General features: G+C 41.3%; 18 protein-coding genes. 3 read left to right on the forward strand and 15 right to left on the reverse strand.

The features are described from left to right. Positions 1–182: 182 nt before the first annotated feature. Both LK416_10605 and LK416_10610 read right to left on the reverse strand, forming a co-directional pair. Positions 183–809, reverse strand: coding sequence for a class I SAM-dependent methyltransferase (locus LK416_10605; GenBank protein ID UEA74102.1), 627 nt, complete (start codon positions 807–809; stop codon positions 183–185). Positions 810–848: 39 nt separating this feature from the next. After that, positions 849–1571 (reverse strand): conjugal transfer protein TraX, encoded by a 723-nt coding sequence (locus LK416_10610; protein ID UEA74103.1) that lies wholly within the window; start codon positions 1569–1571, stop codon positions 849–851. Positions 1572–1717: 146 nt separating this feature from the next. Between LK416_10610 and LK416_10615 the strand changes: the two genes are divergently transcribed. Continuing rightward, complete coding sequence (locus LK416_10615; GenBank protein ID UEA74104.1) at positions 1718–2047, forward strand: helix-turn-helix domain-containing protein; 330 nt, start codon at positions 1718–1720, stop codon at positions 2045–2047. A 229-nt stretch (positions 2048–2276) separates the two neighbouring features. Here LK416_10615 and LK416_10620 read toward each other — a convergent pair whose 3' ends face one another. Genes LK416_10620 through LK416_10630 form a run of 3 tightly spaced genes read right to left on the reverse strand, consistent with a single transcriptional unit; the run spans position 2277 to position 5308 of the window. Then, positions 2277–2972: a hypothetical protein gene (locus tag LK416_10620; protein UEA74105.1), complete on the reverse strand. Its 696-nt coding sequence runs from the start codon at positions 2970–2972 to the stop codon at positions 2277–2279. 46 nt (positions 2973–3018) lie between these two features. Further along, positions 3019–3927, reverse strand: coding sequence for a hypothetical protein (locus LK416_10625; protein ID UEA74106.1), 909 nt, complete (start codon positions 3925–3927; stop codon positions 3019–3021). A gap of 28 nt (positions 3928–3955) precedes the next feature. Beyond that, entirely contained in the window at positions 3956–5308 is a 1353-nt protein-coding gene (locus tag LK416_10630; protein UEA74107.1) for a triacylglycerol lipase, read from the reverse strand. Between the two features lie 152 nt (positions 5309–5460). On the opposite strand from LK416_10630, the gene LK416_10635 reads away from it, so the two are divergent. Further along, positions 5461–6819 carry a citrate synthase gene (locus tag LK416_10635; protein ID UEA74108.1) on the forward strand — a complete coding sequence of 453 codons (1359 nt, stop codon included), beginning with the start codon at positions 5461–5463 and terminating at the stop codon, positions 6817–6819. A 435-nt stretch (positions 6820–7254) separates the two neighbouring features. On the opposite strand, the gene LK416_10640 is transcribed toward LK416_10635, so the two are convergent. From LK416_10640 to LK416_10660, 5 genes are all read right to left on the reverse strand, one after another. Then, complete coding sequence (locus tag LK416_10640; GenBank protein ID UEA74109.1) at positions 7255–8217, reverse strand: ketoacyl-ACP synthase III; 963 nt, start codon at positions 8215–8217, stop codon at positions 7255–7257. A 157-nt stretch (positions 8218–8374) separates the two neighbouring features. After that, complete coding sequence (locus LK416_10645) at positions 8375–9730, reverse strand: ATP-binding protein (protein ID UEA74110.1); 1356 nt, start codon at positions 9728–9730, stop codon at positions 8375–8377. Positions 9731–10065: 335 nt separating this feature from the next. Beyond that, entirely contained in the window at positions 10066–10506 is a 441-nt protein-coding gene (locus LK416_10650; GenBank protein ID UEA74111.1) for an Hsp20/alpha crystallin family protein, read from the reverse strand. 214 nt (positions 10507–10720) lie between these two features. Beyond that, positions 10721–12094: an MFS transporter gene (locus tag LK416_10655; protein ID UEA74112.1), complete on the reverse strand. Its 1374-nt coding sequence runs from the start codon at positions 12092–12094 to the stop codon at positions 10721–10723. A gap of 16 nt (positions 12095–12110) precedes the next feature. Next, on the reverse strand, positions 12111–15149 hold the full coding sequence (locus tag LK416_10660; GenBank protein UEA74113.1) for a DUF4981 domain-containing protein: 3039 nt from the start codon (positions 15147–15149) through the stop codon (positions 12111–12113). Between the two features lie 219 nt (positions 15150–15368). Between LK416_10660 and LK416_10665 the strand changes: the two genes are divergently transcribed. Then, positions 15369–16238, forward strand: coding sequence for an AraC family transcriptional regulator (locus LK416_10665; protein UEA74114.1), 870 nt, complete (start codon positions 15369–15371; stop codon positions 16236–16238). Here the strand turns inward: LK416_10665 and LK416_10670 are convergent. From LK416_10670 to scfB, 5 genes are all read right to left on the reverse strand, one after another. Then, positions 16231–16887: an HAD family phosphatase gene (locus LK416_10670; protein ID UEA74115.1), complete on the reverse strand. Its 657-nt coding sequence runs from the start codon at positions 16885–16887 to the stop codon at positions 16231–16233. The two genes, LK416_10665 and LK416_10670, sit on opposite strands and share 8 nt — an antisense overlap. 26 nt (positions 16888–16913) lie before the next feature. Continuing rightward, positions 16914–17261 carry a type II toxin-antitoxin system RelE/ParE family toxin gene (locus tag LK416_10675; GenBank protein ID UEA74116.1) on the reverse strand — a complete coding sequence of 116 codons (348 nt, stop codon included), beginning with the start codon at positions 17259–17261 and terminating at the stop codon, positions 16914–16916. Next, a complete protein-coding gene (locus tag LK416_10680) occupies positions 17258–17578 on the reverse strand; it encodes a type II toxin-antitoxin system RelB/DinJ family antitoxin (GenBank protein UEA74117.1) in 321 nt (106 codons plus the stop codon). The genes LK416_10675 and LK416_10680 overlap by 4 nt, the downstream gene beginning before the upstream one ends. 188 nt (positions 17579–17766) lie before the next feature. Further along, positions 17767–20010: a protein translocase subunit SecDF gene (locus LK416_10685; GenBank protein ID UEA74118.1), complete on the reverse strand. Its 2244-nt coding sequence runs from the start codon at positions 20008–20010 to the stop codon at positions 17767–17769. Between the two features lie 20 nt (positions 20011–20030). After that, positions 20031–21395: a thioether cross-link-forming SCIFF peptide maturase gene (scfB, locus tag LK416_10690; GenBank protein UEA74119.1), complete on the reverse strand. Its 1365-nt coding sequence runs from the start codon at positions 21393–21395 to the stop codon at positions 20031–20033. Between the last annotated feature and the right edge of the window lie 95 nt (positions 21396–21490).

The raw sequence follows: 21490 nt of genomic DNA on the forward strand, positions 1-21490 counted from the left end.
TGACATTAACGAAAATTTCGTTATGAAATACATATTGCCGGTAGATACGAGTGCATGTCTGAGTCCGAAGGACGAGTTTGCACAAAAGTATTTACCGGCAATATATATTGAATAGAAATTGCAGTACGTCAATATACCATCAGGCTGGTTGTGACCATTGCTCTGCGCTCCTGATATCTTTTTTATTTCAACTTTGGCATATAGTAGAATTTTGTAGTTGTATCTCTGGTCTTATCTTTTACTTCATTTTTCAATTCAAAGCCTGCCTTATCAAATAATTCACTAAATACCGGATGATAATATGCGATCCAGATATCACGGTTTCTTGTCTTCTGACTTTCCTTGATTTTCTCTATAACCTGCTCAAAAACGCTTCTACCAAAAGGATTGTAGAAATAGAAAACATCGAAATCAGCATATCCGTCAAAATCCACAGCATTTGCATTTATCAATCTTACATCCATTTTTAAAATAGACATATTCTTCTTTGCGATACCTAACAAGTGCTTATCCAGATCCAGACCGGCAACCTTGCCATATCCGCTTTCAACCGCACATTTCATACAGATTCCTTTTCCGCATCCTACATCAAGGAATGAACATTCACTTGGATTGACCGGGATGGCCTTCAGCATACGTTTCATGTCTTTCTCATCTGTCATACTGTAGCCATGAAATTCTGCTACATTTTTCTGGATATCTCCGACATAGACCATACTGAAATCGAGACCACGCATTCTTTCTTTTATATAGTTAATTGAAAATCTGATCCATCTCTTAGTGCGCACTCCAAAACTATAGTTACTCATTTTAATTCTCCTTTGTTTTGCTTTTTATTTATCATCCATTTATCCGATCAACATCTTCAGACCGTATAACACCAAAAGGTGAAGCGGGTAAAAAAGATAATATCCATACTGTATCCATTTGCTTTTCTTACCAAGCTTGCCGTTGTACATCAGCAACAATGGGATTGCCAATAACGATACCAGTCTGATCCATGGTATTCCGTGTGAACTTATAACCCAGAACTCTGCAAGGTAACACAACGTAACGATAAAAAACGCTGTATATTTCTTCCGGTTACTATCTCTGAATACACCAAATGCCATTATCCACAGAACGATAATACAATTCAGATTGCCGGGGAATGACAAAATGCAGCAAATACCGACACCGAACAGTCTTAAGATCAGTGGTATTTCTTTCTTATTAAATATCACTAATGCCAGCAAACCTAAAAACAGACACCACATAATACTTGTCACTTTCCAGAACTCATATGGTGAATATCCAAATGCCAGTGCATGAGGTATATGTGAGATCAAGGTTGCTACAAACAAACGCATCAAATACTTTTTGATATTTGATGTGTGATAGTATCCTTCTACTATCATGAAACACATAACAGGCGCTGTTATTCTTCCTACCGCATACAAGGTCCAATGTAGTGCGTTCTCTGTTGGATAGAACACAATCGTCGCATGCTGTATGACCATGGCTATTACCGCGATCAGTTTCAGGGTATTTGCATTCAATCCGGTATTCTTTTGTAAATTATCTGCTTTCATTTTCTCCTCCGCATTTTTCACTTATATGTTGTAATACTACACATATACAGGAACTTTTCTTCCTGCCATTATACAGTTATAGTTCCTGTTTGTCAATTTAAATAAGAAGTATAATTCCTATATATAGATTACAAGGAGGTAATTCTGTGATAATATCCGATTTTCATGTGATAGGAAACAAACTGCTTCAATTCAGAAAGAAAGTACATTTGACACAGATAGAAGTTGCTGAATTAGCAGGATTGTCAGATCGAACCTATGCTGATATTGAACGTGGAAATGTAAATATGAGACTTGATACTTTGCTGAGAATATGCAGCGTACTTCATATAACGCCAAATGATATTTTGACAGAAGAACCGCCGGCATTTCAAGAATATAAAGATGAGATTCTATCGCAGTTAAATGACAGCCCGCCTAAAGTGCAGGATACCGCACTTAAGCTGCTGAACATCTATATGTCATCTATAGAATAAAAAAATCAGGAGCGTGGGGCTACAGCCGCAACCAGCCTGATGGTATATTGACATTAACGAAAATTTCGTTATGAAATGCATATTGCCGGTAGATACGGGTGCATGTTTGAGTCCGAAGGACGAGTTTGCACAAAAGTATTTACCGGCAATACACATTGAATAGAAATTGTAGTACGTCAATATACCATCAGGCTGGTTGTGGCTGTAGCCCTGCGCTCCTGATATCTTTTTAATTTCCTATAATTAACCATGAAGTCAGAATTCCCAGCAGACGTTCGTCCGGGTGTCCTGTCTCGGTCAGGAAGATCAATCCGATACGTTCATGATCTCTCCTGCTTTCTTCATAGTATTTTTTAATATTGGATACCTTTTCGTCATATGCGACAAATCGGAAGCGTTCTGATGGGTGTTTCTCCAATTCGATATATTCCTGCAGATCTCGAAACCGAGTTTTCTCATCGATGTGGCAGTTTGTATCACCCAGCAGATAAGGAAAGATACAGTTATCACTGAAATCTCCCACCACTCTTTTATCCTTTAAGATTGGCACATGGGAAATATTTCTGTCATTCATGATCCGTATAACCGGCATAACCGGATCATCCAGAGATCGCCATACCAGATCATTAAATGGTACTGCGATATCCATACACCGTACAGGATTCTTGATGCGATCCAGAACCATATCCAGAAGCTCAATCATTTTCTTCCCCGGCTGCACGGCGAATTCCTCATCCAAGCGTTGGTTATGCTGCAGAAGATTTCGAACCTCTCGACAGTAGTTAAGTTCAAATCGAATATCTTTGAACTCACTTCTCTTTTCCAGCTTTGCAACCGCCGAACCATCCGGCGGAAGCTTGAATTCATTGATTGCCGCATTCTCAAGTTCCTTATATTTGTCTAAAAATAACTCTGTATTATCCATACGATACCCCTCCAAAAGAATACTATAGCGTCTCTGCCACCAATGATTATTCCTGTATATTGTAATTGAAGTAGGAATAGCCGCCTATCTCCATCCATGAACCATTGCTCTGGATTGACTGGATCAGATTCTCATCTGCCTCGATTCTGGTGCAGCTGTTATCAGCACCTGCTTCATATACATTATCACTTCCGATCAACACATAACCGGTTGTATCATCTTTTTCCATATAATATACACCGCTGTCTGTTACAGCACTGCTAAATTCCCGGTTATATTCCCTTACCGCCAGCGCCACAGCCCTCTGATCATCTGTAAAATCAAATACACCGATCGTAATCGTCTTGGATGCTGAATTATTTCCCCAGTCAATCACGCGGAGAGTATACTCTGCATATCCGCCTTCACTGGTGTCTATTTCCTGATCGATCGTGAGCTTTTCTGCCAGATTCGGTTCAGAATCATTTACATTATAATATTTCAACAGATCGACCATCTCCCCTTTGAGCACGCCAATTTTCTCAGGTCCCGTTATATCCGGGAAATCATGATCCACAACCTCTATCGTAACTATATTATGTTTCTTTAGCCTGCCGCATCTAACTGTATATTTCACCTTATAAGGTCCGACCTTATCCGGCTGAAAATCAGCTTCATCACATTCTACTGTTGCTTTATCATTTACCGGCTGCACATAATTCTTTATATCAAACGGTGTTCCAAGTGCATATTCACTTCCTATCTTTGTCACCTTCATATAGCGATTCTGCATGATCTTACTGACTGTAAATACCAGAATGATTCCGACAACAACTGCCATTATCACTATAAACTGATTTGCCGTCATGCCTCTGCGTCTTTTTCTACCCGAGGATGGCCGCCTGCCGTTTTTTGCAGTGTTTTGATTTGCTTTCTTTTTTCCTGCTGCATTTGAAACTCGCTTTTTTTCTCCCATTATCATACTGCTCCTTTTCTTTTATACATCAATATCCCTTTGTTTTTAAATCATGAACCAGCTTCACATAAAATTCCCGGACATCAAATCCCGGAATATTTTCCCGGTTTAGATCGATCACATCTCCATGCGAGATTCCACGCTTCCCCTCCACTGTCAGGTATTTGAAATCTGCTCCCCATGGGAATGATTTTTCGCCTACCAGTCCATCATTTGCTCCATCAAAATATTTTACCAATCGATATGTATAATTCAGCGGAAATCTGCCATTTCCTGCCACATTCTGCCTCGAACCAACGCTCTGATATAACACGCCCTGTGCATCATGTAATTTATCATTTAGGGCTTTACATGCCGAAGCTGTCAGATCTTTTACTCCCAACAGAAAATCCGGCGAATCATCGCCCAGTTTTTTAAATACTGCATTATACGCTTTTGCCACGCTCTGCTGCTCTTTTTCCGGAACAATATTTAACAGATAATCTGCAAATTCACATCCCCGGTGCGGTGTATTTATCGTTGTTAGTGATGCAACATACCGATCTGTACCAAGTTCTGATAAGGCATAGCGCATATCCAGACCACCTTTTGAATGTGCGATCACATTTACTTTTTCACAGCCCGTTTCAGTTACGATCTCCCGGATTCTTGCATCCAGCTCCTGCGCACATGCCGGAACCGATGCTGCCGACTGGTGATTGCCATAAAAAAGAACTGCACCATTTGTCTCCAGTTCCTTTGGAATTCTTCCCCAGTAATTTAACAATTTGAAATCCCGGAAGAAGATACCATGCACCAGCAGAATCGGGTATTTTGTTTTGCAGATCTGCTCTTTATTCCGTTCCCGATTCAATCGAACCTTATCATTTTCAAATGAAACCTCTCCTATCGTCAAGCGAAGTATCTTCCCAAGTACGACCAGATTTACAACCGGTATCATGCCACATACAGCTCCGATCCCTCTCCATTTGATACCAAGCTGTTCTGACGTCAGATATATCCGGATCATTCCATTCCAGAACACAACTGCTTCCACAAGAATCGCTGTCAATATATGAAATACCCACATTTTCCCATTTGTCGGTATATATTCAGCCGGAAGAACTTTTGCCATACATAAAACGGTATATATAATTGTAAGCACTGTGGATACACAGAATACAAATAGCTGCATACAGCCGTTTCTGCATTTGCTAAGTCTTGGTGTTTCCAGTTTTCCGCACAATACCGTCGGTATTACACAGACCATCCCCGTAACAAGCCATGGAACAATATCGTACAACACGCTATTATAAACTCTGCCTGACAATACCGTACAGGCAGCAAGCCCGACTGCAAGGCTTCCAAAGACTGTAACAACCGCCAATCTCCCTTTTCTCATGTATATCCTCCGTTTTATACACTCTCCTTTTTTGTAACCATACTAATTATACCAAAGCATGTGCTGCCTTGCTACAATTATTTCATTGCATTCTCTATAAAAAAATGCGATAATGACTTTTAGTATTATCCTATTCACAGGAGGAAATTGAAATGTCAATTAATAATATCGGCCCTTTCACAAAGAGCCATCTGGATATGTGTATCAAAAACAATAGCATTGACGATGCCTTATATGAAAAATATGGTGTAAAACGTAGTCTCCGTGATTTAAACGGTATCGGTATCAATGCCGGAATCACGAATGTCTCTCTCAGTAAATCATTTACAACAGATGAAAACGGCAATCGTGTTCCATGTGCTGGAGAGCTCTACTATCGTGGTTACGAAATTCATGATCTGATCAAAGGATTTTTTCTGGATAATCGTTTTGGTTTTGAGGAATGTACATATCTCCTGTTATTCGGCGTTTTGCCGGATGAAAAGGAGCTTCAGAACTTCAAGCAGGTTTTAAATATCAGTTATGATCTGCCGCATCATTTCATCCAGGATGTGATCATGAAAAGTCCGACTGCCGATATTATTGCAAATATGACAAAGAGTACACTGGCTCTTGGTTCATACGATAAAAAGATGGGTGACAACTCTCTGGAAAATGTATTACAGCAGTGTATCCAGTTGATCAGTATGTTCCCTCGTCTGGCTGTTTATTCCTATCAGGGATACCGCCATTACGAACTTGGCAAGAGCTGTTATATCCATAAGCCGCTTCCTGAATTATCGTTTGCCGAAAATATATTAAGTACCCTGCGTTCCAATCGGAAATACACCCGTCTGGAAGCCCGTGTACTGGATCTGGCACTGGTACTTCATATGGAACACGGCGGTGGAAGCAACTCAACCTTTACAACGCGTGTTGTAACCTCTTCCGGTTCCGATACATATGCAACAATGGCTGCTGCCCTCTGTTCCTTAAAGGGACCTTTAAACGGTGGCGGTGACTATCAGGTTATGGGTATGATGAAAAATATCCGTGACAATGTATCCGATATCACAGATGAGGAAGAAGTTGGCGAGTACATTCGTAAGATCGTCAACCGGGAAGCATATGACAAGACCGGTATCGTATATGGTATGGGACATCCATTCTATTCCATATCCGATCCCCGTGCTCTGGAATTCAAGAAATATGTAAAGCTTTTGGCAGCCGAAAAGGGTATGGACGAAGAATATGCCCTTTATGAGATGATCGAGCGTATTGCACCTGAGATCATTGCCGAAGAACGTAAGATCTACAAAGGTGTTTGTATCAATATTGATTATTACAGCGGACTTCTCTACAAAATGTTAAAGATTCCTGCTGAGATGTTTACTCCGTTATTTGCAATCGCACGAGTAGTCGGTTGGAGCGCACACCGTATGGAAGAGCTTGTTAATTCCTACAAGATCATCCGTCCTGCCTACACCAGCATTGCAGAGATTAAAGAGTACGTTCCTATCAACGAACGATAATATAAAAGAGACTGTAGCAGCTTACAGCTAATCAGTCCTGTCCAGGTGACTTTGAAACGAAATGGAAAATAGCATTACATATTATTCCGCAAGGCGTTTGCACTCTATTCTCACGTAGCAGTCCTAAATTCCCCACCTAACGGTGGCTCATTAACGACTGACGTGAGAAAAGGCTTGCTACATAACAGTAATGCTATTTTCCATTTCTGCTTAATCTGGCATTATCTGGACAGGACTTTATTAATTGTATGCTGCTACAGCCTTTTCTCTCTGTCGTTCATCTATCTCGATCCTATATTGTTATGAAGCAAACCTTTCCGAACGCCGGTACTTAGGTTGCGTCTTTTGCAACCTTATGTACCGCTGCGTTGAGGAATAGAGCGAAAGCGTTTTGCGGAATAACAAGTATAGGATCGAGATAGTTAGACGCAAGCCCTACCACTCGAGGACGATCGCGCCATAGGTTAAGCCGGCGCCAAATGCTGACATTGCAACCTTGTCACCACGTTTTAAGCCGCCATCACGCACCAGACTGTCGAGCATGACAGGTACACTGGCAGCACTCATATTTCCGGTATATCCAAGTGTCATCGGGAACTTCTCGATCGGCGCTTTTAACCGCTTTGCTACTGATTCGATGATACGGACATTTGCCTGATGAAGAACGAAATAATCAATATCATCGGCTGTCATATCTGCCTTTTCCAATGCTTCGAGCAGGCACTTCGGGCACTGTCTGACTGCGAATTTGTATACTTCCTGTCCATCCATATGCAGATAATCATGTTCGATCCCGGCTTCCGTAAATATATTGTGAGTACGTCTGCTCTCGCAGTTCAGAACCATTCCCTTCTTACCGATCGATCCCTGTACTACACTGATAATTCCCTTGTCGGATTCTTCCAGATACGCTGCACCTGCTCCATCTCCAAACAACACGCAGGTCCCACGATCGTTCCAGTCGAGGATCTTGGATAATGTCTCCGCACCAATTACCAGTGCATTCTTAACAAAGCCTGTCTCGATGTACATTTTTGCCACATTGAGTGCAAATACAAATCCTGAACATGCAGCATTTACATCAAATGCAATGGCATTGTCTGCACCAAGTTCCGCCTGAACCTGACATGCGGCACTCGGTGTATAATAATCCGGTGTTACTGTTGCAAGCACGATCAGTTCTACATCAATTGCTTCTTTTCCTGCCATCTCCAAGGCTTTCTTTGCAGCCTCTGCTGCCATTCCTGCAGTCGTTTCATGTACTGCGATTCTTCTATTCTTAATTCCGGTTCGGCTGGAGATCCACTCGTCCGAAGTATCTACATATTTCTCAAGGTCTGTATTTGACACATTTTTTTCCGGTAAAAAGCTTCCGGTTCCCATTATTCTTATTGGCATAGGTTTTCCCCTTTGTATTTTTTTATTGTTATATATCCCTCATTTTAGGCTTGTTTTCATTCGGTCTATATATCTTCCTGCATTGTTTAATCCCGCTTAGTATAACATAACATACCAATTCCAGCAATTCCCTGTAAAGAATCTATGTGCATTCCTTTTATAAGTCGCTTAGGTCTATTTCATATATCATCTGATCTGGCTCTTTTTCCTGATGAAAAAAGATGACCATATACCAGGGCAGATATGTGATCCCATTCTCTGACTCTATATTTCCTTTTGAAAAGACAACCGACTCTTTAAATTTCCAGTTTTCAACCTGTAATGCACGATCCAACGCTTTATGTTTATGGTAATCATTTCCAGATTTTACTTCTACAAGCTCAACCGACAAACCTCTTTGTAATACAAAATCTAACTCTCCAATCTTTTTTGAATCATAATAATTCAAATGAAAGCCACCTGCCTGAAGGTTCTGTGCAAACGCATTTTCAAGAATACTCCCCATATTAACATCCACGTTTCCCATTAGCAGATCGAACTGAACATTTTCCATACAAGCCGCACACAGCAACCCGACATCACCCATATACAATTTGAAAAGATTTCTCTTTTCGCTTAACTGCAATGGCGGCTGAGGTTCTGCTACGTTATAACATGCCAGTGCGACTCCTGCATCTGTCAGCCAGTTAAAGCAATCCTCGTATCGTAACATTCTGGCATCCGGATGGATACTACTAAGTTTAAATCTGCGATTTTTTTCATTTAACTGGGATGGAATGCCATCATATATTGCTTTGATCTTTGCTTTCTCATTCTCTGATGCGTATTTTGCAATATCCAATCGATATAAATCCAAAATACTTCTCTGGTTCATAACAACCTTTGCTATATCATGTGTATCTACATAAATCTGTACATTCTCCGGCATTCCACCTACCACAAGATAACTATAAAACAGCTTGCTTAATGTTTCATGTATGGAATCTGAAACCTTCGTTGTATTATCATAACACCCTTTCAAATATTCAAATGTTGATGACTGTATACCATTTGCCCACATGTACTCCTCAAAATCAAGAGGATACATCTGTAATATCTGTTCAAAACCAACCGGATATGAACTGATTTCTTTATACCGGACTCCCAACAGCGAACCTGATTCTATATAATCAAATCTTCCATCCTCCACAAGAAATTTTATTGCGGCTCTTACCTGTGGGCATTCCTGCACCTCGTCAAATAAAATCAATGTCTTTCCCGGTTCCAGACGTGTCTGTAGATAAGCTGTCATATTCGTTATGATTGTTTTGACAGTCAGCTTTCCATCAAATATTTTAAAAGCATTTTTATCGGTTACAAAATTAATTTCTGCAAAATATTCATACTCATTTGCTCCAAATTCACGAATTAATGTTGTTTTTCCAATTTGCCTTGCACCAATTACACATAATGCTTTTCCTTTTTTACTATTTTTCCACTTCAACAGTTCCTGATATACTTTTCTTTGTAACATTTCTTTCTCTCCATAAAATAAACATTATATATATTATTGTAACGTTTTTCTTTGTTTTTGCAAGGCAATTTGTAACGTTTTTCTTTATTTTTTACATGTTTATATAACATATTTCGCATTCATTTGTATATTTCGGTAACATTTTTCTCATTTTTACAGGTCGATTTGTAACGCTTTTCTTCATTTGCAAAATTACTCTATAAATTAAAAAACCGGTGCTTTTACGCAGTTACGCAAAAGCACCGGCTTTTTTGGGGTCTTATATGATTAACATTTCCTTTCAGAGGAATGCGTGTGTTACTTTGCTATTCCGTCTGTACAGAGAATAGAGCATTTTATCCTTCGATTGAAATATATTTACTTTCTTCAACCTTTGGCTTCTCTTCTTTCTTTGGTACGCTGATCTTTAAAACACCATCTTCAAATTTTGCCTTGATGTCTTCCTTTTCAACTGCCTTACCAACATAGAAGCTACGGCTGCAAGAACCACAATATCTTTCACGGCGGACATATTTGCCTTTCTTGTCCTGATCGCCTGTTTCTTTCTTCGTTGTACCTGTGATGGTCAGATAACCATCCTTCAATTCTGCCTTTACATCTTCTTTCTTGTAACCAGGCATATCAATATCCAGTTCAAATGAACCTTCGGTCTCTTTTACATCTGTCTTCATAATATTAGCAGGCTGTGTATAACCTGTTGTCACTTTATAAGGACGTGCAAAATCATCAAATAAATCATCAAATAAATTTTCTCCAAAAATACTAGGCATCAACATAAGTCATTCCTCCATTCAAATACATACATTTTATTCTTTTGTGTGCTGACCATTGTCAGAACACGTAATTGTTATTTTTCCGGAACTCCAGAACCTCCATCAGTCTCTATCTGATGTCCTCTCCTTCGTTCTGATTATGTTATACCACTTGTATTAGCACTCGTCAATAGCGAGTGCTAATAATTTTTGTGAAAAATCTGTGAAGTCTTGTAGATTATTCTCCTGCACACATTCCCCGCTCTGCCTTAAGCTTTTCATTTGCCGCTTCCACATTCATTCTGGAAAGTATAAGCAGGATTAGTATATCAAATATCAACGGCAGCCACAGATACATGAACTGCATCATATCAAGAGCCGACTGTGGCTGAACCGCCATCGTTCCTTTATAACCGGACAGTTCAAGGAGCCAGCCGACAACCGCCGTTCCGATTCCTCCTCCGATCTTTACACCAAGCGAAGTACAGGAGTACATAGTTCCGTCAACCCGCTTTCCCTGTGTCAGGTAGGTATATTCGGAACAGGAAGCAATAACCGCATTCATATCTCCCTGCCAAGGTCCCTGGCCTAGCGCTGCAAGAGCTGTAAATGCCAGCATAAGCGGGATGTTTCCAATATAGCCGGCAACAACAACCAAGGCTCTGCCAATAACCGCTATGATATATCCTCTAAGGTTCAGCTTATACATGCCCTTCCATTTGCCAACCAGCGTCGGTGTAAATATCAGTGCTATAATGAGGGGAATATTTACTGCCCAGGCAAACTGCCCGAACAGATTCTTATTCTTAAGAACCCATGTCATATAGAACAGACCCGCACCGATCATGGCACTGTAAAGCTGCTGCAAGATGTAAGTTCCACAGATCATAATATAATATTTGTTCTTAATAAGGAGCTTAAATGCCTGAACCAGACTATACTTCTCCTCGGTTTTCTTCGGCTCTCCATCGTTTAATTCTTCCTCCGGAAGCTCCTTCACAGACAGACCGGAGATCGTATTTACCACAAGACCAACTATCGCATAGATGATTGCTACTAATCTCCATGCCGCCGCATCTCCACCGCACCAGTCCACGAATCCGACCGTGATCGTCTGGATCAAAAGGCTTGTTGAAAATGCAAATATAAACCGATAAGAACCCATCTGAACTCGTTCTTTGCTGTTCTTTGTGATCAGTGAGGTAAGTGCCGAATACGCAATATTATTTGCCGTGTAAAACACACCATTTAACAATGTGTATGCAATGAAAAACCATGTATACTGTGCAGCCTTACCCATACCGGCTGGAACTGCAAAACATGCAACCAGCGTGATTGCACAGCCAATATATCCATAGATCATCCATGGTCTTGCCTTTCCCAGTCTGCTGTGTGTCTTATCAATCAGGGATCCGAAAAATACATCCGTAAATCCATCGAATAATTTGGATACCGCGATCAGTGTGCCGACAATGCCTGAAGCAAGTCCGACCGTATCCGTCAGGTATACCATGACAAAGGATGTCAGAAACGCATATACCACATTTCCCGCGATATCTCCCGAACCATAACCTACTTTATTATACCATTTTAAATATTTCTTCTCTTCCATCCGTATCTCCTCCTAATTAACCCCTCACAAACGGTACCAGCGCGAAATCAAACCGGAACTCATTTTCACTGAACCTGTATTCATCCGAAACAACCGGGCCACAGCTGTTCGAACCGATTCCATTCTGTGCATGATCAATACAGAGCACCGTACTGTCGGCTTCCGTAAGCTCATAATTGTGTTTCGTCTGCGTAAGCACTTCCTGAGTGTAATAAGAGGCATTAAATGAAAATGTATGTTCTGCTGCAACAGCCATTCCATATCGTTGATTTGTCAGTTCCACATAATCACAGTCATAGTGGCTTCCATTCTCCTGCGGCATGATATAGTCCTCATGAAGCTCCTGCACAGAACTTCTGAACAAGCCGTGGCTGGCAGCCCTGTGCTTGTCGCGGTAGCTTTCCTGTGGTCCCATGCCATAATAGGCAGCCTCAGAAAGCTTCTTATCCAGAAACATTCTTATACCAAATCTTGGAAGATCCGGGAGTTCTTCATCTTTTACTGCTGTTATTCCCGCAGCAATTCTGCCTGCGCCATCTATTTTCCACATAATCTCTACATCGATCAGCTTTTGAACGGTTGGAGCTACCACACCTGCATGGCACATAATCATTACTCCGAATTTGTTCTGAAGGATCTGTTCACTATATGCTCTTGTGTATGCCTCATCATAATGAGCCTTCTCCCATTCTGCCCGGATATACATATCGTTATCTGTAGGCGCACGCCAGATGTTAAGCTCCATTGGATGATTCAGATATTCCCTGCCTGCATACTGAAGTCCGCTGAACAAGCCGGTACGCTTATCCAGCCGATATGTGAAGCCATCACCATTTAACACGATCCATGCATCGTCTTCCTCTACCCTGATATCGGATACTGCCACATCCGAAGCCGTCCATTTGGCAGCTGTCTGGTTTCTTCCATCTTTATTCTCAAGCAGAAGTTCATCAAAGCCCAATACATGACCCGCAGAAACTAACGGAAGCTCTTTCTTTAACTGATAAGAAAGCTTCAGATATACTCTGCCTGCCGTAGGAACATCGATATCAAGCCCCACGGTGCAATCACTGTGCGGAGCAGCCGAAGCACCCACTACCTTGCCCTTCTGAACACTTAAGCCATCCTGAGTTACCTCATAACAGATATCCACAAAATCCTGAATATCATCAAAATCCATATAGTTATGAAGGGTAAGCGTTCCTCTCTCCTGATCAAATGACCGAACTCTGACCGGGCGGTAGACATTTTTGTATTCGAGCAGTCCGGTATGCGGGGTTCTGTCCGGATACACAAGACCATCCATACAGAAATTACCATCATGTATCGCCTCTCCATGATCTCCGCCATAGTAATACTTCGTCTTTCCGTTTTCCGCTTGATCATGCGCAACTGCATGGTCGCACCATTCCCATACAAATCCACCGCACATGCGGTCATCACTGTGGATCATTTGGAAATAATCTTCAAAATCTCCGGGACCATTTCCCATGCTGTGGCAGTATTCAACCAGCAGAAATGGTTTGCTTCCGTCCTTTTCCAGATATTCCTCGATCTCTGACAGCGCTGGGTACATACGGCTGTACAGATCCAGATTCTCATAATTATAGGTCACATCATAATTTCTGTATCTTGCACTTTCATACTGGGTAATACGGGATGGATCATACTGCTTCGTCCATGCAAGTGCCTTTTCAAAATTGCAGCCATATGCACTTTCATTTCCCATCGACCACATCACGATACAGAAACGGTTCTTATCTCTCTCGACCATCCGCTTCACCCGGTCAAGAATAGCCGCCTCCCATTCCGGATTGTCTGCAATCTTCTCATTCCACTTTTTGAACCGGTTGTAGTCAGTATCCTCTTTGCGATATAACATATATGGGCCATGTGCTTCTATATCCGCCTCGTCGCATACCATGAAGCCATATTTGTCACACATCTGATAAAAATACGGTGCATTTGGATAATGACTGGAACGGATCGCATTGAAGTTGTGCTGTTTCATAAGGGTAAGATCCTTTTTTATCTTCTCCACATCCACTGTAAAGCCGGTTACCGGATCAGAATCGTGCCGGTTGACACCGCGGAATTTGATCTTCTGTCCATTGAAGTAAATAACTTTATCCTTTATCTCTATCGTTCTGACAGCGATATGATCAACGATCGTCTCATTTTCACTCTGCAAAATGAGGGTATACAGATATGGATTCTCGGTGTTCCAAAGTGTCGGCTGTATAATCTCAAATGTGAAAGCTCCGTCATGCTCTGCCTGTTCTTCCGCTACAACCACACCATTCCTGTCTTCGATCGTAACCTTAACCGCTGTCTCCTGATAAAAGCTCAGATCGAGCTTCACCTCAGCCTTTTCCTTTAAAACAGAGGTCGTGATACGGTAGTCGCGAATGGCGCACTCCGGTCTTTTCAGAATATATACATCATGGAAAATTCCACTCATCCGAAATTTATCCTGATCCTCCAGATAAGAACCGTCACACCATTTCATAACAAGGACAGCGATCGTATTTTCTCCCTCTTTTAAAATGTCTGTCACATCAAACTCACCGGTCATATGGGATACCTGACTGTATCCGACATATTCCCCATTTATCCACACATAGAAGCAGCTATCCACACCTTCAAAATTCAGAAATGCCTTTGCCGCATCCACATCCTTTGCATAAGAAAAGGTATGCACATAAGCTCCACACGGTATATCCTGTGGGACATATGGTGGGTCAAATGGAAATGGATAGCGGATATTTGTATACTGGTGTGTATCATATCCTGCCATCTGCCATACGCCCGGAACCTCGATCTCGTCAAATGCTCCGGTGTCATATCCCATCTCATAAAAAGCATCCTTCACATCATAAATACTTTTAAAATATTGGAATTTCCATTTTCCATTTAATAACTGTAACCGATCTGATCCTTCTCTGTGCTCGACCAGATCATCCATCCTACAGGAAGCCGGTACATAGTATGCCCTTGCAGGCTGTGTATTTTCATGTAATACATTCAAATTCTCATAATAACGTGGCACTATCATAAGTAATCCTCCCTTATATGTACTTTTTTGTTTTCAACTATTCTTATGTTTTTGATATTATTTGCAAATATTATCTTGTTATTTCGTTTTGTCTGTATTTATCATACACTTTAACAGCATTTCTGTCTATGAACCGGAATGGACAGAATATGGACAAAATGATACAATATCAATAAATCTTTTTATACTACAATCCTACAAATAAAGGAGAGCTTCATCATGTATATAAATACCGGATACCTGAATCATTCCTATCTTGATTTCAAGGACAAGCGCAGACCGCTTATTGTCGGAAGCTGCGGAACATACCGCTTAAGTGGCGACCCGAAGATGCCTACCTATCGTCCTAAGGGCAGACAGGACTACCAGATCATCTATATCGCATCCGGGCTTGGACATTTTCATTTTGATAAAGCTGAGAATGAGACGATCGTTCCTGCTGGCAATATGGTACTCTACCGCCCGAAGGAACTACAGAAATATGAATATTACGGTGCAGATAAAACAGAGGTTTACTGGATTCATTTCACCGGCTCCGATGTGAAGAATCTTCTGAGGAAATATGGATTTAAAGATAACCGGAGAGTATTCCCTGTCGGTTCCTCTCTGGAATATGAACATATATTTAAACAGATCATCCTGGAGCTGCAGCGTTGTCAGGATGATTATGAAGAAATGCTGGCTTTACTGCTGACCCGCCTTTTAATCGTATTCAAACGGGAGCTGTCACGCGAACATATCCTGAAAAATGAATATCTGGATCGTGAAATGGACTATGCAGTTTCCTACTTTAATGAAAACTATAATAAAGACATCAGCATAGAACAATATGCCGAATCAAGAGGAATGAGCGTGAGCTGGTTCATACGGAATTTCAAGAAATACACCGGCATGACCCCAATGCAGTTCATCGTGTCCCGCCGGATCAACAACGCCCAGCTTCTCTTAGAACAGACGAACTATTCCATAAATGAAATAGCCAGGATCGTAGGATATGATGATCAGTTATATTTCAGCCGGCTGTTCCGGAAACAGAAAGGCTTCTCTCCCTCTCAATATCGGAAAAGAGGGATAGAAGCTATTAAATAAAAAACAAATATTTCTCTACTTCGGTCAGGGAATCCAGAATGACATCCGACAGCTCCTGCATTTCTTCCGTGACCGGTGCAAGATCCGGCACCATGATCGGATGCAGTCCCGCTGCATGTGCAGAACGGATACCATTATAAGAATCCTCTATGGCGTATGCCTGCTCCGGCATCACATGGATCTGTCTGCATGCTTCCAGATAGATATCTGGCTCCGGTTTGCTCCGCTTTACCATATCCCCGCAGATTACCCGATCGAAATACGGAAGGATACCTGCATCCCGAAGCTCCTGTTCGACAACTGCCTTTCTGGTAGACGATGCCAGCGCAACCTTTCTTCCATTCTTCTTTAATGTCTGCAACAGACCGGTAACTCCCGGCTTCATCGGAAGCTTTCCTCCCGCCGCCTGTTCATGGAACAGTGCCGACATCTCTGCCTTATACTCATCATAAGGGAAATCTGCTCCATACACCCCAAGCATCAGTTCCTTTGTCGCATCCTTATTCAGTCCCAGACATTTGTGACAGGTGTCTTCTATGTTTTTGATTCCATATTTATCTGCAACGACCTGCCAGCACTTTATAACCAGCAGCTCCGAGTCGAATATAACCCCATCCATATCAAATATAACCGCTTCAAATCGTTTCATTGTTCTCACCAAACCTTTTCAATATTTTACTCATTCCAGTAATCTAATGTTTCCTGCTGCACAGTCTCAATCCCAAACAATTTCCACATAAAATCTTCTCTTTCATGATAAAGATTAACTATACGAATACATTCATCCTCTATACGATAAAATACATAATTATGAGAAATAAAAAGGAACCGATAATCTGTATCTACACCAAACATCTGTGAAACTGCCGGTCCCTTTTTTTCATTCGTGCCAAGCTCCCTTATAGCATCTGTTATTTTCTTAACTATTTCTATTGCTTTGTCCGCCCCATAACTTTGTGTAATAGCCTTTTTTAATTCTCTCAGCTTGTCTGCTGCGTCCGGCGTATATTTTATTTTTTTCAATCACGCACCCCCAATTCTTTCTCAAGATCATCTGCATCAATCCAGCCTTCCGCATCCGCACGAGCTTCTGCACGTTTCAAATCAAGCATTACCATAGCCAATGCCTGTTCTTTTAGTGCTTCCTTACTGTTCGTAGTCACGATAAATGGCAAACCCTCGACATTCAAGGACTGTTGAATAAATGTATTAAAAGCATCTGTCAGTGTCATACCTGTTTTTGCATAAATATCTTCAACGGCTCTCTTTATCTCAGAATTCATTCTCACCTGAAAGGTCGAATCCTTTGGTGCCATTGCAACATTTAAATTTGTGTTCATATCATACACCTCCTTTGTTTCAACATATCACAGCTTTTATCATCTGTCAATACATTGTCATTACGTCATCATTGCAGATTAAGTTTTATAATACACGATGTAATTTTTCCTATAACACAACAAAAAAAACAGACAAATATGTAAATCCTACATACTTGTCTGTTTTTCATTCGATCGGCAACAGATAATTACTGCGCCTTTGCTGTTTTCTTCTTCTCTACTGCTTTCTTATTGTTCTTGCCATTCGCAGCATCCTTCTTCTTACCAAATCCGGTCTTGAAGTAGTACCACAATGGACCAGTTACACAGATAGAAGAATAAGCACCGATTACGACACCGGCCATCAGAGTAAATGCGAACTCTTTGATCGCTGCTACACCCATTACATATAATACGAAGATCGTAACAAATGTTGTTAAGGATGTATAGATATTTCTGGTGATCGTCTGATTAATACTTAAATTAACAATCTGCTTGTAATCTTTCTTTGTTCCTGCATTTGCGATATTCTCACGGATACGGTCGAATACGATGATCGTCGCATTGATCGAGTAACCGAAGATTGTCAGCATACATGCGATACAGGTATTACCAACGGATAACCGAAGTAAGATATACAGAACAAATACCATAGCTACATCATGGCAAAGGGCTAATACCGCACTTACACCAAACTTCACATCCTTGAAACGGATTACAATGTAGATCAGCATCAGAACGGCTGCAAGTGCTACAGAAAGGAATGCATCCCTTGTCATATCGCTGCTGGCTGAACCACTGATATTATCGGAATTTGTTACTGTCGCACCGAGCTTCTCGCTGAGTGCAGCTGTTACCTTTGTCAACTGAGAATCATCACCCTGAGTCGTAAGCTCTGTGGTCTTGAATACGATCTCATTTGTACCGGAAACAGTCTGAACAGAGATATCTGCCTCACTGATGCCTGCTGCCTCAGCGATAACAGGAACAATGTCCTTCTCTGCCTCAGATAATGAATATGCTTTGTCAAATTCTGCTGTGATTGATGTACCACCTGCAAAATCAATACTTAAATTCAATGCACTTCCCTTTGTCTTTGCAAAGATCGGCATAAAACAGAAGCCGATCACGATGACAAGAACAGAAGCGATAATACAATATTTACCACCCTTTACGAAGTTGACCTTGCCTGGCTCTTTTGCCTTGCCAAAGAACTTCACATCATTTACACCAAGTGTAACAAGTGCATTTAATACAAGCTGTGAAACAACAAGTGCTGTGAATACGGATAATACGATACCGATTGCCAGCGTGATCGCAAATCCCTTGATCGTACCGGTTCCGAAGATACCAAGCACAAGTGCTGCGATCAGGGTTGTCACGTTACCATCGATGATCGCTGATAACGCATTATGGAATCCGGCTTTTACAGACTGCTTAACAGAAGCACCTGTTGCCAGTTCTTCTTTAATACGTGTAAAGATAACGACGTTCGCATCGACCGCCATACCTACAGAAAGGATGATACCTGCAAGACCCGGAAGTGTCAATGTAACATTGAACAGGTTCATAACAAGTAAGATCATAAATGTATAAAGTGTCAATGATAATGATGCGATCAGACCCGGAATTCTGAATACGCAGATCATGATAATGAAGATACAGATAATACCAATGATACCTGCTTTGATCGTTGTTGATACTGCTTCTGAACCAAGAGTTGCTCCGACGATATTAGAACGTACCTGCTTCAGTGTCAGTGGCAATGCACCGATACGGATCGTAGTAGCAAGGCTGTCTGCCTCTTCATATGTTGAAATGCTGTTGATAACAGCGTTTCCGTCTGTAATTGCCTGCTGTACAGTTGGTGCACTTACAACTTCACCATCATATACGATATAGACGATCTTTCCTACATTTGCTGTTGTTACATCTGCAAACTTCTGAGCACCTGCTGTTGTGAATGACAACTGTACTACATTGTCATCACCGGTCTCTGTAGAATCAATCTTGGCATCTGCACCCTTAATATCATCACCGGTAAGAGCTGGAGTATAATCCTTGCCCTGTGACCATAATTCATAATTCTCAGGATCTAAGAACTCTAACTTACCTTCGATACTCAGGTCTTCCAGAATTGCATCTGCATCTGTTACACCCGGAATCTCGGCAGTGATCTTACCATTTCCCTCTGAATATACGTTATGCTCTGTTGTATGGGAATCAATACGTTTCTGCAGCTTATAGATCGTATCCTGAACATCTGCATCACTGTAATCCTCATCCTGAATCTCATAGGTTACACTTAAGCCACCCTTCAGATCAAGTCCAAGGCTGATATACTTTGCTTTTCCTCTGTCGCCTACACCAAACAATGCAACGTAGATGGAACCCGCAAGCACAAGCAGGAACAGGATCAATACCCATATGGCTTTTTTTCTTGCTTTCTTCATCTTATTTACCTTTGTCCTCCTTATTGATTTTCTTCTTCATCTGCTAATGCGGCTTTGATCATGATCGCACATTCGATACGCTTTTTCTGAAGTTCACATCCGATATCATACGCATCTAATATATTCCCATGGAATTTATATGAGTTCGCCGCACAGCCACCGCTACAATAGAATCTTGCAAAACAGTCCTTACACTTGTCCTTTGCATAGACATTGCAGAGCTTAAACTCATCAACAAGTTCCGGTTTCGTAATACCTTCATTTACATTTCCGATGCAGAACCCATCCTCACCGACAAACTGATGGCACGGATAAAGGTCGCCCCATGGTGTAACTGACAGATATTCTGTACCTGAACCACACCCCGACAGACGTTTGGCCACGCATGGTCCCCCTGTCAAATCTATCATAAAGTGGAAGAAATTGAAGCCCCTTCCTTCTTTATGTCTTTTGATCATCTCTTTTGCAAGGATATCATACTGATCTAACAGATACGGAATATCCTCTTCCTTTATCGCATAAGGCTCGTCCGGCAGAGATACAACCGGCTCAATGGAGATCTGGTCAAATCCAAGATCTGCCATGTGTAATACATCCTTTGAAAAATCCAGATTGTTATGCGTATAAGTGCCTCTTACATAATAACTCTTTCCGGCACGCTTCTTTGCAAATTCCTGGAACTTTGGAAGTAACAGATCATAGCTTCCCTTTCCATTTCTGGTCGGACGCATGTAATCATGAATCTCTTTTCTTCCGTCGATGGATAATACGACATTTGCCATCTCTTTATTGGCAAATTCCATTACCTCATCATTTAACAACACACCGTTTGTTGTCAGTGTGAAACGGAATTTCTTATTATGCTTCTCCTCCAGGCTTCTTCCATATCGAACGGTCTCTTTTACGACATCCCAGTTCATAAGTGGCTCACCGCCGAAGAAATCGACCTCAAGATTTACACGGTTACCGGAATTGGCAACGAGGAAATCCAGAGATTTCTTTGCTATGTCAAGTGGCATCAGACCTCTGTCACCCTTGTACTCACCTTCTCCTGCAAAACAATATCTGCATGCAAGATTACAGTCATGTGCAATATTGATACACAGAGCCTTTACCACTGTTTTTCTCTTTTTAAAATCAATGATATAATCTTTGAATATGTCTTCTGTAAATAGTGTTCCGTCTTCTACCAGGCCGGTTACCTCGTCATAGGCTTCCGATACTTCATCCTTATCATAGGATGGCAGCAATTCCATTACCTGCTCTTTTGTATGATTTTCGTAATTTGCAATAATATCATACACAAGGTCATCCACTACGTGAACAGACCCACTACATACATCGAGTACGATATTATATCCATTACTTTTGTACTGATGTACCATACAAATTCTCCCATCTTGTGAATTAATTTTTCTGACACGCAACGAAAGAGGACTGCCATTTGTTTGACGGTCCCCTTTGTGGTTGTCTGTCTACA

Source organism: Lachnospiraceae bacterium GAM79 (genome assembly GCA_020735665.1).
Classification (GTDB): domain Bacteria; phylum Bacillota; class Clostridia; order Lachnospirales; family Lachnospiraceae; genus Coprococcus.

Coding starts and splice junctions, on each gene's coding strand:
- LK416_10605 (UEA74102.1), bottom strand. CDS start 809: ATGAGTAACTATAGTTTTGGAGTGCGCACTAAGAGATGGATCAGATTT.
- LK416_10610 (UEA74103.1), bottom strand. CDS start 1,571: ATGAAAGCAGATAATTTACAAAAGAATACCGGATTGAATGCAAATACC.
- LK416_10620 (UEA74105.1), bottom strand. CDS start 2,972: ATGGATAATACAGAGTTATTTTTAGACAAATATAAGGAACTTGAGAAT.
- LK416_10625 (UEA74106.1), bottom strand. CDS start 3,927: ATGGGAGAAAAAAAGCGAGTTTCAAATGCAGCAGGAAAAAAGAAAGCA.
- LK416_10630 (UEA74107.1), bottom strand. CDS start 5,308: ATGAGAAAAGGGAGATTGGCGGTTGTTACAGTCTTTGGAAGCCTTGCA.
- LK416_10635 (UEA74108.1), top strand. CDS start 5,461: ATGTCAATTAATAATATCGGCCCTTTCACAAAGAGCCATCTGGATATG.
- LK416_10640 (UEA74109.1), bottom strand. CDS start 8,217: ATGCCAATAAGAATAATGGGAACCGGAAGCTTTTTACCGGAAAAAAAT.
- LK416_10645 (UEA74110.1), bottom strand. CDS start 9,730: ATGTTACAAAGAAAAGTATATCAGGAACTGTTGAAGTGGAAAAATAGT.
- LK416_10650 (UEA74111.1), bottom strand. CDS start 10,506: ATGTTGATGCCTAGTATTTTTGGAGAAAATTTATTTGATGATTTATTT.
- LK416_10655 (UEA74112.1), bottom strand. CDS start 12,094: ATGGAAGAGAAGAAATATTTAAAATGGTATAATAAAGTAGGTTATGGT.
- LK416_10660 (UEA74113.1), bottom strand. CDS start 15,149: ATGATAGTGCCACGTTATTATGAGAATTTGAATGTATTACATGAAAAT.
- LK416_10665 (UEA74114.1), top strand. CDS start 15,369: ATGTATATAAATACCGGATACCTGAATCATTCCTATCTTGATTTCAAG.
- LK416_10670 (UEA74115.1), bottom strand. CDS start 16,887: ATGAAACGATTTGAAGCGGTTATATTTGATATGGATGGGGTTATATTC.
- LK416_10680 (UEA74117.1), bottom strand. CDS start 17,578: ATGAACACAAATTTAAATGTTGCAATGGCACCAAAGGATTCGACCTTT.
- LK416_10685 (UEA74118.1), bottom strand. CDS start 20,010: ATGAAGAAAGCAAGAAAAAAAGCCATATGGGTATTGATCCTGTTCCTG.
- scfB (UEA74119.1), bottom strand. CDS start 21,395: ATGGTACATCAGTACAAAAGTAATGGATATAATATCGTACTCGATGTA.